The following is a 14,670-nucleotide window of genomic DNA, read 5'->3' on the forward strand; positions in this document are numbered from 1 at the left end:
AACACTTCATATTTATCCGAAGCAAAGCCTGGCGCAGGATCGCCCCATCACCGCTCCGGGAGCTTTCGCCATGCGCCTTTCCCTGTTGTTCGCCCTGCTCGCCGCCTGTGTCCTGCCCGCCCATGGGCAGGACCGGGAGCTGAACCTCTACAGCTGGTCCGCCTACATCCCGCCCCAGGCGCTGGAGCGCTTCAAGGCCGAGACCGGCATCAAGGTGAAGTACGACATCTTCGACAGCGCCGAGGCCCTCGACGCCAAGCTGATGACCGGCGGCAGCGGCTATGACGTGGTGTTCCCCGCCAGCAGCGGCCTGGCGCGGGCGATCAAGGCCAATGCGGTGCAGCCGGTGCAGCGCGAGCAACTGCAGCACTACGCCAACCTCGACCCGCAGCTGCTGGCCAAGCTCGCCAGCGTCGACCCCGGCAACCGCTTCGGCGTGCCCTACACCTGGGGCACCATCGGCCTGGGCATCAATCGCGACGCGGTGCAGCAACGCATCCCCGACGCACCGCTGAACAGCCTCGACCTGCTGTTCAAGCCCGAGTACGCCAGCCGCCTGAAGGACTGCGGCATCGCCGTGATCGACTCGCCCCAGGAGGTCATCAGCGTCGCCCTGCACTACCTCGGCAAGGACCCATACAGCACCGCCAGGGCCGACCTCGCGGCGGTCCACGGGTTGCTCACCGCGTTGCAGCCGAACCTGCGCTACGTCGGCGCCGGCAAGCACATCAACGACCTGGCCAAGGGCGAAATCTGCCTGGCGCTGACCTACAACGGCGACGCCGCCATCGCCGCCGAGCAGGCCCGCGAGGCGAAGATGCCCTTCGAGGTGGTCTACCGCATCCCCCGCGAGGGCACGCTGATCTGGTTCGACACCCTGGCCATCCCCGCCGACGCGCCGCACCCCCAGGCGGCCCATGCCTTCATCGACTGGATGCTGCGCCCCGAGGCCATCGCCGAGCTGACCAACAGCCAGTTCTTCGCCAACGCCAACCAGGCCGCCACGCCTTTGCTGGACCCGGCGGTGGCCAACGACCCGGACATCTACCCGCCCCAGGCCGTGCGCGACCGCCTGTTCGGCGAGCAGGAACTGACCCTCAAGCAGCAGCGCGAGCGCACCCGCCTCTGGACGCGCTTCCGCACCCAGTACTGAACCCGCGCAGACGGGAAACACCCCACCGATGGAGCCCGATGACATGGAACACGCCTACGACAACGACCAGGCCATCACCCGGCCGAGCCTGCTGGGCACGGCCGCCGAAGCCACCTACGCCGGCATCACCAGCTTCATGCGCCGGCGCTACAGCCGCGACCTCACAGGCGTCGACCTGGTGGTGAGCGGGGTGCCCTTCGACACCGCCACCACCAACCGCCCCGGCAGCCGCTTCGGGCCCCGCGCCATCCGCGCCGCCTCGGTGCAGATGGCCTGGGCGCGGCACTTTCCCTGGGAGTTCGACCCCTTCGACCACCTGGCGGTGATCGACTACGGCGACTGCGCCTTCGACCACGGCACGCCGCAGCACACGCCGGAGGCGATCCAGGCCCACGCCGCGCACATCCTCGAGGCCGGCGCGGCGATGCTCACCCTGGGCGGCGACCACTTCATCAGCTACCCGCTGCTCAAGGCCCACGCCGCCAAGCACGGGCCGCTGTCGCTGATCCACTTCGACGCCCACAGCGACACCTGGCCGGACGAAGAGGGCCAGCGCATCGACCACGGGACGATGTTCTTCCACGCCGCCCGCGAGGGCCTGGTGGACCCGGCGCGCTCGGTGCAGATCGGCCTGCGCACCACCAATGACGACGTGATGGGCTTCCAGGTGCTGGACGCCCGCGAGGTGCACCGCCACACCCCGGAGCAGATCGCCGAGCGCATCCGCGCGCGGGTGGGGGACAACCCGGTGTACCTGACCTTCGACATCGACTGCCTCGACCCGGCCTTCGCTCCCGGCACCGGCACGCCGGTGTGCGGCGGGCTCTCCAGCCACCAGGCGCTGGAAATCCTCCGTGGCTTGCGCGGCATCAACCTGGTGGGCATGGACGTGGTGGAAGTGGCGCCGCCCTACGACAACGCCGAAGTCACCGCCCTGGCCGGCGCCACCCTGGCCATGGAGATGATCTGCCTGTACGCCGCGCGGCATAAGTTGGGGGAACGGTAGGCGCGGCTCTGTGGAAGCGAATTCATTCGCGAACAAGGTGAAGCAAGAGCATCGCGGCTGAAGCCGCTCCCACAGGGGCTGCCACCTGTAGCCCGGACTTCAGTCCGGGGCCGGCGGTGATGTCGGCGAGGAGCGTTCGCGAGCAGAGCTCGCTCCTACGGAGGCGGTGCCAGGCAGAGGGATTCCCGGGCTGAAGCCCGGGCTACGGAGCGCTCTGGCTCGGTGGGAGCGAATTCATTCGCGAACGAGGTGAAGCACGAGCATCGCGGCTGAAGCCGCTCCCACAGGGAGCTACGGGATAAGCCTGAAAAAAGCCACGGGCCCAAGGGTGGGCCCGTGGTTTCACGCACAACCGTCGATCATGGCGCGCAGGCCCAGGCGGGCCTCCTGGAACAGCCGCGCATCCATCAGCCGGGGTTGGTTGACGAGGGGACGGAAGTCCATGCGGGCAAGGATGTCGCGCTCGATGTCCACGCCCGGGGCGACCTCGATCAGCTCCAGGCCCTCGGTGGTGAGGCGGAACACGCAGCGCTCGGTCACGTAGAGCACCGGCTTGCCGGCTTCGGCGGCGAGGCGGCCGGCGAAGGTGCGGTGCTCCACCTCGCGGACGAACTTGCGCAGCTCGCCGTCCTGCACGATGCGCAGGGCGCCGTTCTCGATGCGGATGTCCTGCGGGCCGGCGCTGAAGGTGCCGACGAAGACCACCGCCTTGGCGTTCTGGCTGATGTTGATGAAGCCCCCGGCGCCGGCCAGGCGCGTGCCGAACTTCGACACATTGAGGTTGCCCGCCGCATCCGCCTGGGCCAGGCCGAGGAAGGCGAGGTCCAGGCCGCCGCCGTCGTAGAAGTCGAACTGGTAGGGCTGGTCGATCAGCGCGCTGTGGTTGCAGGCCGCGCCGAAGTCCAGGCCCGAGGCCGGCACGCCGCCGATCACGCCGGGCTCGGCGGTGAGGGTGAGCAGGTCGATCACCCCTTCTTCCGCCGCCACCGCCGCCACGCCCTCGGGCATGCCGATGCCCAGGTTCACCACCGCGCCGGGCTTGAGCTCCAGGGCGGCACGGCGGGCGATGAGCTTGCGCAGGTCCAGCGGCATGGGAGGCAGGCTGCCCTCGGGCACCCGCACCTCGGCGGCGAAGGCCGGGTTGTAGGCGGTGGCGAAGGTCTGTTGGTGATGCTCCGGCGCGGCCACCACCACGCAGTCGACGAGGATGCCGGGGATCTTCACCTGGCGCGGGTTGAGCGAGCCACGGGCGACCACCCGCTCCACCTGGGCGATCACCAGGCCGCCGGAATTGCGCGCGGCCATGGCGATGGCCAGGCTCTCGATGGTCAGCGCCTCGCGCTCCATGGTCAGGTTGCCGTCCTCGTCGGCGCTGGTGGCGCGCACCACCCCGACGTGGATGGGGAAGGTCTTGTAGAAGAGGTAGTCCTCGCCGTCGAGGGGCATGCGCCGCACCAGCTCCTCGGTGGTGCGGGCATTGAGCTTGCCGCCGCCGTGCTCGGGGTCGACGAAGGTGCCGAGGCCCACCCGCGACAGCTGCCCCGGCTTGCCGGCGGCGATGTCGCGGAACAGCTGGGAGATCACCCCCTGGGGCAGGTTGTAGGCCTCGATGCGGTTCTCCACCGCCAGCTTCTGCAACCCCGGCACCAGCCCCCAGTGCCCGCCGATCACGCGGCGTACCAGCCCCTCGTGGGCCAGGTGGTTGAGGCCCCGGCCCTTGCCGTCGCCCTGGCCGGCGGCGTAGACCAGGGTCAGGTCGCGCGGCGCCTGCTCGGCCTGGAAGCGTTGCTCCAGGGCGATGGCGATGGCCTCGGCGAAACCGATGCCGACGAAGCCGCCGGTGGCCAGATGGGCGTTGTCGGGGATACGCGCCACCGCCTCGGCGGCGCTCATCACTTTGCTCATGTCATACCTCGAGCGTGGAATTGGGGGCGGCCTGCTTCTCCCGTGGGAGCGGCTTCAGCCGCGAAGGGCCGCGCAGCGGACCCGGGGCGCCCCTGCGGGCCGCATCGCGAATGAATTCGCTCCCACGAGCCGCACATCAGAAACTGCCGAACAGGCTGCCGAGGGTGATCACCACCACCAGGGCCAGCAGCGGGAAGATCACCGTGTTCATGAAGATGAATTTGTAGGAATCGCGGTGGGTCAGCTTGCAGATGGCCAGCAGCGAGATCACCGCGCCGTTGTGGGGCAGGGTGTCCATGCAGCCGGAGGCCATGGCGGCGACCCGGTGCAGCAGCTCGGGGCTGATGCCGGCGGCGTTGGCCATCTCCAGGTACTGCGCGCCGAGGGTCTTGAGGGCGATGGACATGCCGCCGGAGGCGGAGCCGGTGATGCCGGCGAGGATGTTCACCGCCACCGCCTCGGACACCAGCGGGTTGCCCGGCACGCTCAGCACCAGGTCGCGGATCACCACGAAGCCGGCGAGGGAGGCGATCACGGTGCCGTAGCCCACCTCGGAGGCGGTGTTGAGGATCGGCAGCATGGAGCCGAAGGTGCCGTCGTTGAGGCTCTGCTTCAGGTCCACCCAGCGCCGCCAGTGCAGGCCGATGAGCAGCAGCACCGCCGCGCCCAGGGCGACGATGATCGACCAGATGCCGATCACCGACTTGGCGTCCTGCAGGCCGCCGAACTCGGGCTTGGCCAGGTAGCTGGTGTCGAGGTTGGGCAGCACCTGCTTGGCCATCAGGAAGTTCAGCGCGATCACCAGCAGGATCGGCAGCAGCGCCAGCCAGAAGCCGGTCACCGGCAGGCCGCTCTGCTCGGTCGGGTCGTCCTTGTGGCTGCCATAGCCTTCGCCGGCGGCCATCAGCGTGCGGGCCTGGGCGGCGAGCCACCAGCTGCCCAGGCCGAGCATGATCAGCCCGCCGATCAGCCCGAGGATGGGCGCGGCGAAGGCGTCGGTGCCGAAGAAGGGGCTGGGGATGGCGTTCTGGATCGCCGGGGTGCCGGGCAGGGCGGTCATGGTGAAGGTGAAGGCGCCCAGGGCGATGGCGCCGGGCAGCAGCCGCTTGGGAATGCCCGCCTCGCGGAACAGCGCGGTGCCGATGGGGTACACCGCGAAGGCCACCACGAACAGCGACACGCCGCCGTAGGTCAGCAGCCCGCAGGCCAGCACGATGGCGAGGATGGCCCGCTCGCGCCCCAGCCGCGTGACGATGCCCTGGGCAATGGCACGGGCCGAGCCGGAGTCGTCCATCAACTTGCCGAAGATGGCGCCGAGCAGGAACAGCGGGAAGAACTGGATCAGGTAGCCGCCCAGTGACTTCATGAACACCTGGGTGTAGGTGGGCAGCATCAACGCCGCATCACCGGCGAACAGCACCGCCAGCAGCGCCATCAGCGGCGCCAGGATCAGCACGTTGTAGCCGCGATAGGCCAGGAACATCAGCAGTGCGAGGGACAGCAGGATTCCGAGGGTACCCATGGGATTTCCTTCTTGTTGTTGTTTTGAACCGCCGCAGCGGCCGGGCCTGGGTCGGCCCTTTGCCGGTATAGAGCGAAAGCTGTGCCAGGTGGGCTGAAAAGCCCTGGGGAAGGCGCTGGTGCTGGGGTGGGGGTAATTTAGCCGGGAGACGAGGGGGCGCTTGAAGTGTCCAATTAATTGGATGGTGTCTTGATTATTGGACACCTATTTCCATCGTTGTCCAGAAATATGGACATTCCATACCCCGCCGCGAGGTGCCCGGATCTGCAGGGTGGATGGCGCTTTTCCATCCACCACCGCGCCCACTCCCAAACACCGTGGCCGCAGGAAAATGCACACCCTGCCCGGCGACCAACCCCGCACCGCGTGGATCGATGAAGCGCGATCCACCCTACGCCGGCCTGGGCGTTTTGTAGGGTGGATGGCGCTCTTTCCATCCACCACCGCGCCCGCCCCCAAACGCCGTGGCCGCAGGGAAGGCACGCCCTGCCCGGCGACCAACCCCGCACCGCGTGGATCGATGAAGCGCGATCCACCCTACGCCGGCCTGGGAGCTTCGCGGGGTATGCCGCTGGCGTGCCGGCCCGCAGGCCTACCTACAACCCGTGCGCCTGGAGCTTGTTGTAGAGGCTGGCGCGGGCGATGCCGAGGCGTTCGGCGGCCTGGGTGCGGTTGCCGTCGCAGGCGGCGAGGGCGGTGAGGATGGCCGCGCGTTCCGCCTCGGCGAGGCTGTCTGCCAATGGGCGCACGGCGGGTGGGGCGGGCTCGGCGACCGCTGCGGGCGCGGGGGTGGGGGCGGCCGGTTGCGGGTCCACCAGCAGGGTGCGCAGGTCGCGCGCCTCCAGCGGGCGGTTGCCATCGCCCAGCAGCTGCGCCCGTTCCAGCAGGTTGCGCAGCTCGCGCACGTTGCCCGGCCAGGGCTGGGCGCAGAGCAGGTCGAGGGCGCCCTGCTGCAGTTCCAGCGGCGGCTGGCCGGAGCGGGTGGCGATGTCGTCGAGCAGGTAGTCCACCAGCGCGGGCAGGTCTTCCCGGCGCTCGCGCAGGGGCGGCACGCGCAGGGCGAGGACGTTGAGGCGGTAGTAGAGGTCTTCGCGGAATTCGCCGGCGGCCACCTTGGCCTCCAGGTCCACATGGGTGGCGGCGATCACTCGCACGTTCAGTGTCTTCACCTGGTTGGAGCCCAGCGGCTCCACCTCCTGCTCCTGCAGCACGCGCAGCAGCTTGGCTTGCAGCGGCAGGGGCAGGTCGCCGATCTCGTCGAGGAACAGCGTGCCGCCGTCGGCCAGCTCGAACTTGCCGGCCCGCGCGCGGCGGTCGGCGCCGGTGAAGGCGCCCGGCGCGGTGCCGAACAGCTCCGCCTCCACCAGGGATTCCGGGATGGCCGCCACGTTCACCGCCACGAAGGGCCCGCTGGAGCGCAGCGACAGGTTGTGGATGCCCTGGGCGAGCAGCTCCTTGCCGGTGCCGGTCTCGCCGCGCAGCAGCACGGTGGCATCCAGCTGGGCGGCGCGGCGGGCCTGGCGCTTCACTTCGCTGGCGGCGGCGCTGGTGCCGATGAACCCGGCGATGGTGTAGCGCGCACGGCGGGCGCGGGCCAGCTCGTGCTGGGCGGCGGCCAGCTGGGTTTGCAATTGGTTGTACTTGGCCATGACCGGCTGCAGGTGGCGGGCGCGGTCGAACAGCACGAAGCCGAGGGCGCCGACCAGGGTGCCGTCCTCGTCGCGCAGGGGGATGCGGGTGACCACGAAGTGCTCGTCGCCGAAGGCCATCAGGTCGAGCATGCTCGGCAGCCCGTTGCCCACCACCTCGCGCAGGCGGCTGGCCGGCAGCACCTCCTCCACCTCCTTGCCGAGCACGCTGCGCGGGTCGGCGATGCCGATCTTCTGCGCGTACTTGTCGTTGATCCAGACGATCCGCGCCTGGCGGTTCACCGCGATGGTGCCCTCGCATTGGGCGTTGAGGTGATCGAACAGCAGGGGCATCGCCACGGCGCGGAAACGCTCGGGCGAGACGCCGATGATCAGGCCGTGTTCGTCGAGGTCGTCGCGGGAGATGGCCATGGGCGGTGAGGTCCGGAGGGGCGGGAGCGACGGATTATGGGCGGGGCGCCGAAACATCGGCAAGGAACCCTTTGCGCTCGCCGGCAGTCGATCAGGAGGTAGACGAATTTCCCTACAAGGAGCTTTTGCATGGACCTGATCCGCATCCTCATCGCCATCATCCTGCCGCCGCTGGGCGTGTTCCTGCAGGTGGGTTTCGGCGGCGCCTTCTGGCTGAACATCCTCCTCACCCTGCTGGGCTACATCCCCGGCATCGTGCATGCGGTGTATATCATCGCCAAGCGCTAGCCGGCTGCTGAAAAACTAGCTGCGTTGCCGCTGCTGCGTTAAAAGCGCCCTCAAAATGCTCATTTACATGCGTAAACTGCGCTTTTTCGGCCGCTTTCGCCTTGCATCGGCTGCCTCGCCTACGTTTTTCAACTTCGTGACGGGCGTTAAAAGGAACGGGGACGCCATGCGTCCCCGACTCCGTTCTATTGCAGCGTGGCGAGTTCGCCGCCCTCGAACAACTCCGCCACATCCTTCACCCGCACCCATTGGCGGCCCTGCCATTCCATGACGCTGAACTCCCTGCCCTGCCAGGTCACCCGGCGCTGGCGGGGCAGGTGCGGCGTGGCCTGGGAGCGCAGGGCAGGGATCACCTCGCCAGTGATCCACTGGCGCAAGCCACGGTGCTCGGGGTGATAGAAGTTGACCTTGAGCAGCTCGCACACGGCGCTCTCGCTGATCAGCAACAGGGTTTCCACCGCGCCCTGGTGGTTCTCCACGCGCTCGTTGCGCCACTGGTCCGGGTCCAGCTTGCGGGTCAGCTTGTCGTCGATATGGCGATTGGTGAGCGGGCCGAGGTCGCCGGCGACGACCCAGGCCTGGTCATCGATGAGCAGCGCGCGAAACGCGCGATGGTGACGGTGGAAGACGCTGGGAACGAAATAGTCGTGGGACATGATGAGACTCCTTCCTTGCAGGGGAGCCGCCACCTGATCCAGGGCGCATAAGGGTGGCGGACCGTACGAGGTGTGGAATACCGGTTTGAATGCCACCACCGGCGGGCTTTCGCCCTCCTCGCACGGTCCGCCATAGATGGCCAGGCCCTCGAAGACTGCGTTCTTTCGTTGGGCCTGCTTATGGCGGTGTTGCGATGGCATTCAAGTTCGGGATTCCACTCCCGGCCATGCCGAGGCATGACGGTGGGAGACGCTACAGAGCGGCCTTGTAGGCCGGCAATGGCGAGGGTGGGTAGGAATCTTCGGAGAGACGCGGTTCGGTCACAAGGCCTAACTTGCCGGAAAGAAAAAACCGCGCAGTGGCGGCTTTTGCATGGGGTTTTTGACGCGGACTTGAACCGTCGACCAAAGGATTATGAGTTGTCTAGAAACGCTTTGCACTGGCGCGGCTATCACCGTTAAGGCTAGAGCTACTCTAGGCTAGCTAGATACTTTCCGATTTGCATTTCTCAATCCTCTTCCGCGAGGGGGGCTAGTTCGTCGGTCATAACTAACCTATGCAGGCGATGTGCCCTGAGGCAGCATCGTGAAACTGAAGAAAACTCGCTTGAGGCTTTAGACATGCTAATCAATTCAATTGTGAGTTCTTTCAATGTTTCTTGTTCTTCAGGAGTTCTTTGGCCCTTCGGCTTCTTTGCGATGCGGTTATATTTAACAATCAGTTTGAGGCACGTGCGCCAAGTTTTTCGTCGAGCACCGTCGAGATGGCTCTGGCTCAGGCCTAGGTACTTGATAGCCAAGTCCACTCGCTCTCTAACGGTCTGGTCCAGATCTGGGTCTGGTTCAACTGTTCCATTGTCTTTGAAGACCAGCAGGTAAGGTTCTTGTGGGTCGACGGGGTCAAGTAAAACGGGTGACTCTTTACTGACGTCACGTGAATTAATGCTAGCCCTAGTCGTTGGATCTAATAAAGGAAACCAATCACCTTTGCCCACGGTATCGTCCGCATATTCCTGGTTCTGCGTGTTGCACAGCGCACCTGCTAGGCGATAGTTCTCTAAGTCAAATGCTAACCAAGAATAGCCCTCATTAAAGGTTTTCATGGCTTGTTTTGCACGGCCATGTGGTCGGTAATGGTCAACTTGATAACGCGAAACTCGCTCTCTAGCCTCCGAATACCAGCACTTGCCATGAGACATGGTGCTTAAATACTCACGTACTGCTGCCCATTTATTTTTATTATCAGATATATACTTCTTCCTGGCCTCTGGATCAGCTATGGCATCCAGTTCCGCGGTTGCGGTTGCTAAATCGGTCTTGATCTCATCTGGAATAATGCTCCAGTCGCAGTGAACGTAAATCATGGGGTTTTTAACAGCTGTTCAATGATTTCACGGGTAGTCTCGTCACGTTGCTTCAACTCATCAGGAGCCAGCGGCATCGCATCAGCTAGCTCCACGCTATCGAGTTTTCGCAGGTACTCGCGGTAAAGCTCGTCTCTCTCTTCATACATAAACCCCATCTGGCGGAGCTGATAGTTGATCTGCTCAAGATTTTGCGTCTCTTCAGCTGTCGGCTCCGCAATGCTTGCTAGCTTATTTCGCTGGTCAATTAGTAGCTGAGTTGGTGTGTCTAGAGTGGAGGGTAAGCCAAATATATCGGTGAACACACCAGCAACACCTAGGCCTTTCGGGTCAACGTAAGGCCGATCTACAGCAATGGCGCCGGAAATATCTGTGTGCATGACGCGAACCTCGTCACGAGTTAGGCCCGAGATAGTCAAGGGATTGTGTGACGTCAGAATGATGTGGCATTGGTCGGCTTCGGCAGCAATGCCCGTCCAGTGCTCAATTAGTTTCAAATAGCTATGTTGCCAATGCGGATTGAGGTGGGTATCGGGCTCGTCCAGTAGGAACAGCGCACGCTTGCCGCGTGACACGCGAATCAATCCCAAGACCATCAGTAGTTGTCGCTCGCCGTCCGATAAGTCAGCAAAGCCAACATCGCCACTGTCATCGTTGCTGCGCTTTACCCAGACCAGCATTTCACGGATGAGATCAGAAATATCCATTGCTTCTAGCGCATAGAACATTTCGCTTTCATTTTTAAAGGTGCTAGCTAAATTTTTTAACCTAGTTAGGGATGGCAGGAAGGTGGCGTACTGTGACTCACTCTGCTGCTTGTCGCGGTAGTCATCAATGGCATTCCCCGTGAGTGGCATGGGATGGAATGCCTGTCCTTTGAACGCGCGAGCTGTTCGGCCTGCGGGGCCGGCCGCACCCCAAAAATTTTCGGGTAGTTTGTCAGCAGATTTCTTACTGCGTGCGAACCAAGGTTCACGAAAAATTGCAAGCAAAGAGTGAAAGCCTGTGATGCCTAATTTTCCAGAGAGTTCCTGGGTCAGCTTATCATCAGGAAAGGCAAATAAAGCCATTAAAGCCAAAACGCCGTGGATAGGTCGGCAATAGAAAAGTCGACGTTCCGCCTGCGCCTGCGCGACAAGCATCTCGTTGTCCTCAAGCTTAATAGCGTCGTAGTATCTTCGCTGGTGGCTGTCGAATAGTGACTCCAATCGCCTACTACCGCCGGAATAGTACCCAAAGACTAAGTCTGGGAACCACTCACGCTTGCGTTTTTCGAATACCGTACGTTTGACTTCCTTCCCGTCAACGCGGATCGGTGGCTCACCCTCTATGTTGCTTAAACATACGAGGGCCTTGTCTATTCGATACGCGACTCGATATTGAAAGCGCGGCTCCTGTCGCCGTAAGTCTAACCACCGAAAAACATGCGTAATAGCTTCTATGAGATTGGATTTGCCTGCACCGTTCTGGCCTATCAATACGGTGGTGAGGTTGCGCTCGTCAAAGTCTACCTCTAATTGCTTCAGGTTCTTAAAACCGTCGATGTAGACCCGATCAAGCCTCATATTTGACCTCCAGCGTCTCACCTAGATCAACTATTAGTCCTTGAGCCACTTCCCAAGCAAGCTGCTTGTAAAAATCCGCTACCGGAAGATCGGCGACTTTGAATAAGGCTTCAGAGGTGGCTTTTGTACCCAGGCGACGGAGATGCTCAGCGAGATAGGGGTGGCCTAACACATCCTCATCTTGACGGTGCTTGTTCATGGAGTTGTTCTTGTTGCTGGGACGGGGTGATTGGGGGGCTCGAGGTTGGCGGGACTTGGATGGCTTATTAAGTTTCGATTTTGCAATATGCTCCAGTAGCGCGCTGGCGGGTTCGTCGTTCGGGTCTTGCGGCACCAGTTCACCACGGAAGGCTTTGGCTAGGATGCTTTGAGTCAGGTGGTCGATACGGCTTTTGGCTGAAGCGACCTTGCCCTCTAGCTGGCCGGCGAAGGTGAAGAGCTGTTCGACGCGGCGGACTATTTCGGTTTGTTCAGCAAGTGGCGGTAAGGGGATTATCAGAGGTGCAATATCAGTATTGTTGACTTGGGGAATCGTCGAGCCAGTGTTCAATTTGGCGAGATCAACTGTCTCGAACCATCGGTAGATATAGAGAGCTTCAACACCTTGAGGGGCAATAATTCCCATGACGTTCAAATCGACAAACGAAGCATCTCTCAAGATTCTTTTCTTGTTGGTGGCAATCGCGCCGCCTCGCTTTGGAAAGACAATCGCCCCTGCGGGCATCAGGGATTTTTCTGGCGCATTATCTCGCGCAAGATAGCGATCTGTGTTCTGCAAGAAGAGCTCATTCCCTTCAAGATTCATCTCGCCAACCTTGAAGTACTTGAAATCTCCTTTCGCTTTTTCAATATCTGCAGAAACGGCTATGCCGCTTTTCAGTTTGCAGAGTTCACCGACCGTTTTGGTTTGCCAATCAGCGATTGAATTCTGCACTCGCCACTCCTCTGTCAACCGACCGGAAACCGCTGCGGCGAGGACGGATTGGCGGAAGCGTTTGAGCAGGGTGGGGATGGCGTCGATGCGGGCTTTGAGGGTGTCGACCTGGGCCAGCAGTTCATCGAGTTTTTGGGCGATGCGGGTTTGTTCTGCGAGTGGCGCAATCGGCGCGGGCATTGCCCCAAGTGCTTTTAGATAAATCCCTTTCTGCGCAGTCCCTTTGGCATTTTCCAAGAAGAAAGTTTGCGCTACGGGTGAATCTAATAAGTAGCGGAGATAGTTTGAGTTAATAATTTCTGGCTTGAGAACGGCAACGCTTCGCTGCAACGTGAACTCGTTGTGTACCTCAGGAACGACGGCGGTACGGCCTAAGGCCCCAACAATTGTTAGCAGCACATCCCCCACAGAGATGCTGGTCCTCTTGTTCTCGACTTCAAAGTCTTCGTCGCTGAGTAGACGCAACTCGTCAAAATGTATTTTGCCGTTCTGAATATTCTTGGCACTTAGCATCGGTTTGCCACTTGCTTGGCCAGAAGGCGGGTTATGAGAGCCATCGACGATTCGATAGCAAACATCTGCAAGCGTTGCCATCTGCCAAGTTCCCGGAATATTCCAGCTCACGACTTGAACTCCGCGTCAGCCTCTTCAACCACTGCTAACCCCATCACCTCCGCCATCAACTGCTTCTGCGCTGCCACTTCATCGCCAGCACCCAGCGCCTTCATAAGCTCTTCCAGCTCATGCAGCGCTTCGGTTAGTTCAGCCATGGCCTCGCCGGCCAGCACTTCCGGAGCGGGCAGGTCGGCGGCATCCAGGCGATCGGCATCCTTAAGCCAGCTGATATCCAGGGAGTCGCCACGCTCACGGATCTGCTCGCGGGTAAACACCCGGAAGCGGCTGAGTTCGCCGATAGCTTCGACATTCTCGGCTCGAGGGCTGTTGCCGTTGGGGTCATCCCCATAGGCCTCTTCAAAAGGCTTAAGGTGCTGGGCACCAAAGGGGCTACGTTTGCCGAAGCTGGGCATATTGCTGCGCAGGTCATAGACCCATACGCGCTGGGTGCAGCCTTGTTCCTGGCGCGGGTTGTCTGCGGTGCCTTTCTGAAAGAACAGCACATTAGTCTTCACGCCCTGGGCGTAGAAGATACCGGTGGGCAAGCGCAGGAGGGTGTGCAGGTTGCACTTGTCCATCAGATCGCGGCGCACCTCGGTGCCGACGCCGGCTTCAAACAGCACGTTGTCCGGCAGTACCACGGCGGCGCGGCCACCGGGTTTGAGGCCTCGGTAGATATGCTGAAGAAAGGCCAACTGCTTATTGCTGGTCTTGTAGGTGAGGTCGTCGCGGGTCGGGCCGCCGCCGCCCTTGGCGGTACCGAATGGCGGGTTAGAGAGAATCACCTCCACCTTGGGCAGGCTGGCGCCAACCTGGCCAAGGGCGTTGCCCAGGTGCACCACGCCTTCTTCGTCGCCTTCCATGCCGTGCAGCAGGGTGTTCATCAGGGCCAGACGGCGGGTGCCGGGTACCAGCTCGATGCCAATGAAGGCCTTGTTGCGCTGGAAGCTGCGTTCCTTGTCATTGAGTTCGTATAGGTCGTCGGTGTGCTGCTTGATATAGGCATCGGCGGCAATCAGAAAGCCTGCGGTGCCGGCAGCCGGGTCCTGAATCACTTCGCCGGGCTGTGGCTTGATGCAGCGGATAATGCTGTCGATCAGCGGGCGCGGAGTGAAGTACTGGCCCGCGCCGGATTTTGTTTCGCTGGCGTTCTTTTCCAGCAGGCCTTCGTAGAGATCACCGAGGCCATCCTGGCGAGCGCTGAACCAGTCGATGCCGTCCAGGCTTTTGATCAACTGCTCCAAGTGGCGCGGCTCTTTCAGGCGCGTTTGCGCATCGGCATAGATAGCAGCGATCAGCGGGTCGGCGTTCTGACCGAGGTCGAGCAGGGTTTGCTTGTAGTAGGTCAGCAGGTTAAGGCCGGATTTACCCGCCAGATCCGGCCAGCGCGCCCCCTCGGGCAGCTTGTGGGCGAAGCTGCCGTTGTTCTGGACCTGCTCATATTCCATCTTGATGAACAGCAGCAGGACCAGCTCGGTGACGTAGTCGCTGTAGTTGATGCCGTCGTCGCGTAGTACGTCGCAGAGGTTCCAGAGCTTCTGGACGATATCGGAGTTGGTCATGGGGTGATCTCTAATTGGTTCATGGCGTGAGCCGAATAGA

The 14,670-nt window shown here is 62.4% G+C and carries 11 protein-coding genes; 3 read left to right on the forward strand and 8 right to left on the reverse strand.

The features are described from left to right. Positions 1-70: 70 nt before the first annotated feature. Together PSm6_RS12995 and speB are read left to right on the forward strand one after the other, a co-directional pair. Positions 71-1,153 (forward strand): polyamine ABC transporter substrate-binding protein, encoded by a 1,083-nt coding sequence (locus PSm6_RS12995; protein WP_265170355.1) that lies wholly within the window; start codon positions 71-73, stop codon positions 1,151-1,153. A 43-nt stretch (positions 1,154-1,196) separates the two neighbouring features. After that, positions 1,197-2,159, forward strand: a complete 963-nt coding sequence (speB, locus tag PSm6_RS13000; RefSeq protein WP_111264757.1) for an agmatinase — start codon at positions 1,197-1,199, stop codon at positions 2,157-2,159. A 342-nt stretch (positions 2,160-2,501) separates the two neighbouring features. Here the strand turns inward: speB and PSm6_RS13005 are convergent, their stop codons facing one another. The 3 genes from PSm6_RS13005 to PSm6_RS13015 form a co-directional block, all read right to left on the reverse strand. Beyond that, complete coding sequence (locus PSm6_RS13005) at positions 2,502-4,064, reverse strand: acyl CoA:acetate/3-ketoacid CoA transferase (protein WP_265170356.1); 1,563 nt, start codon at positions 4,062-4,064, stop codon at positions 2,502-2,504. A 136-nt stretch (positions 4,065-4,200) separates the two neighbouring features. Beyond that, positions 4,201-5,586, reverse strand: coding sequence for a GntP family permease (locus PSm6_RS13010; protein ID WP_265170357.1), 1,386 nt, complete (start codon positions 5,584-5,586; stop codon positions 4,201-4,203). Between the two features lie 596 nt (positions 5,587-6,182). Next, positions 6,183-7,646: a sigma-54 interaction domain-containing protein gene (locus PSm6_RS13015; RefSeq protein ID WP_265170358.1), complete on the reverse strand. Its 1,464-nt coding sequence runs from the start codon at positions 7,644-7,646 to the stop codon at positions 6,183-6,185. Positions 7,647-7,775: 129 nt separating this feature from the next. On the opposite strand from PSm6_RS13015, the gene PSm6_RS13020 reads away from it, so the two are divergent. Beyond that, complete coding sequence (locus PSm6_RS13020; RefSeq protein WP_009615518.1) at positions 7,776-7,934, forward strand: YqaE/Pmp3 family membrane protein; 159 nt, start codon at positions 7,776-7,778, stop codon at positions 7,932-7,934. Positions 7,935-8,119: 185 nt separating this feature from the next. Here the strand turns inward: PSm6_RS13020 and PSm6_RS13025 are convergent, their stop codons facing one another. The 5 genes from PSm6_RS13025 to PSm6_RS13045 all read right to left on the reverse strand — a co-directional run bounded on the left by PSm6_RS13025 (position 8,120) and on the right by PSm6_RS13045 (position 14,630). Continuing rightward, a complete protein-coding gene (locus PSm6_RS13025) occupies positions 8,120-8,590 on the reverse strand; it encodes a BRO-N domain-containing protein (protein WP_265170359.1) in 471 nt (156 codons plus the stop codon). 509 nt (positions 8,591-9,099) lie between these two features. Next, positions 9,100-9,954 (reverse strand): HNH endonuclease family protein, encoded by an 855-nt coding sequence (locus PSm6_RS13030; RefSeq protein ID WP_265170360.1) that lies wholly within the window; start codon positions 9,952-9,954, stop codon positions 9,100-9,102. Continuing rightward, a complete protein-coding gene (locus PSm6_RS13035) occupies positions 9,951-11,519 on the reverse strand; it encodes an AAA family ATPase (RefSeq protein WP_265170361.1) in 1,569 nt (522 codons plus the stop codon). Before PSm6_RS13035 ends, PSm6_RS13030 begins: the two co-directional genes overlap by 4 nt. Continuing rightward, complete coding sequence (locus tag PSm6_RS13040; protein WP_265170362.1) at positions 11,509-13,077, reverse strand: restriction endonuclease subunit S; 1,569 nt, start codon at positions 13,075-13,077, stop codon at positions 11,509-11,511. The genes PSm6_RS13035 and PSm6_RS13040 overlap by 11 nt, the downstream gene beginning before the upstream one ends. Beyond that, entirely contained in the window at positions 13,074-14,630 is a 1,557-nt protein-coding gene (locus PSm6_RS13045; protein WP_265170363.1) for a class I SAM-dependent DNA methyltransferase, read from the reverse strand. Before PSm6_RS13045 ends, PSm6_RS13040 begins: the two co-directional genes overlap by 4 nt. Positions 14,631-14,670: the final 40 nt, after the last annotated feature.

Origin of the sequence: Pseudomonas solani (assembly GCF_026072635.1) — a bacterium.
GTDB classification, from domain to species: Bacteria; Pseudomonadota; Gammaproteobacteria; order Pseudomonadales; family Pseudomonadaceae; genus Metapseudomonas; species Metapseudomonas solani.

What these genes read in the sequence shown, in the direction of transcription:
- PSm6_RS12995 (WP_265170355.1), top strand. Translation starts at nt 71, where the DNA reads ATGCGCCTTTCCCTGTTGTTCGCCCTGCTCGCCGCCTGTGTCCTGCCC.
- speB (WP_111264757.1), top strand. Translation starts at nt 1,197, where the DNA reads ATGGAACACGCCTACGACAACGACCAGGCCATCACCCGGCCGAGCCTG.
- PSm6_RS13005 (WP_265170356.1), bottom strand. Translation starts at nt 4,064, where the DNA reads ATGAGCAAAGTGATGAGCGCCGCCGAGGCGGTGGCGCGTATCCCCGAC.
- PSm6_RS13010 (WP_265170357.1), bottom strand. Translation starts at nt 5,586, where the DNA reads ATGGGTACCCTCGGAATCCTGCTGTCCCTCGCACTGCTGATGTTCCTG.
- PSm6_RS13015 (WP_265170358.1), bottom strand. Translation starts at nt 7,646, where the DNA reads ATGGCCATCTCCCGCGACGACCTCGACGAACACGGCCTGATCATCGGC.
- PSm6_RS13020 (WP_009615518.1), top strand. Translation starts at nt 7,776, where the DNA reads ATGGACCTGATCCGCATCCTCATCGCCATCATCCTGCCGCCGCTGGGC.
- PSm6_RS13025 (WP_265170359.1), bottom strand. Translation starts at nt 8,590, where the DNA reads ATGTCCCACGACTATTTCGTTCCCAGCGTCTTCCACCGTCACCATCGC.
- PSm6_RS13030 (WP_265170360.1), bottom strand. Translation starts at nt 9,954, where the DNA reads ATGATTTACGTTCACTGCGACTGGAGCATTATTCCAGATGAGATCAAG.
- PSm6_RS13035 (WP_265170361.1), bottom strand. Translation starts at nt 11,519, where the DNA reads ATGAGGCTTGATCGGGTCTACATCGACGGTTTTAAGAACCTGAAGCAA.
- PSm6_RS13045 (WP_265170363.1), bottom strand. Translation starts at nt 14,630, where the DNA reads ATGACCAACTCCGATATCGTCCAGAAGCTCTGGAACCTCTGCGACGTA.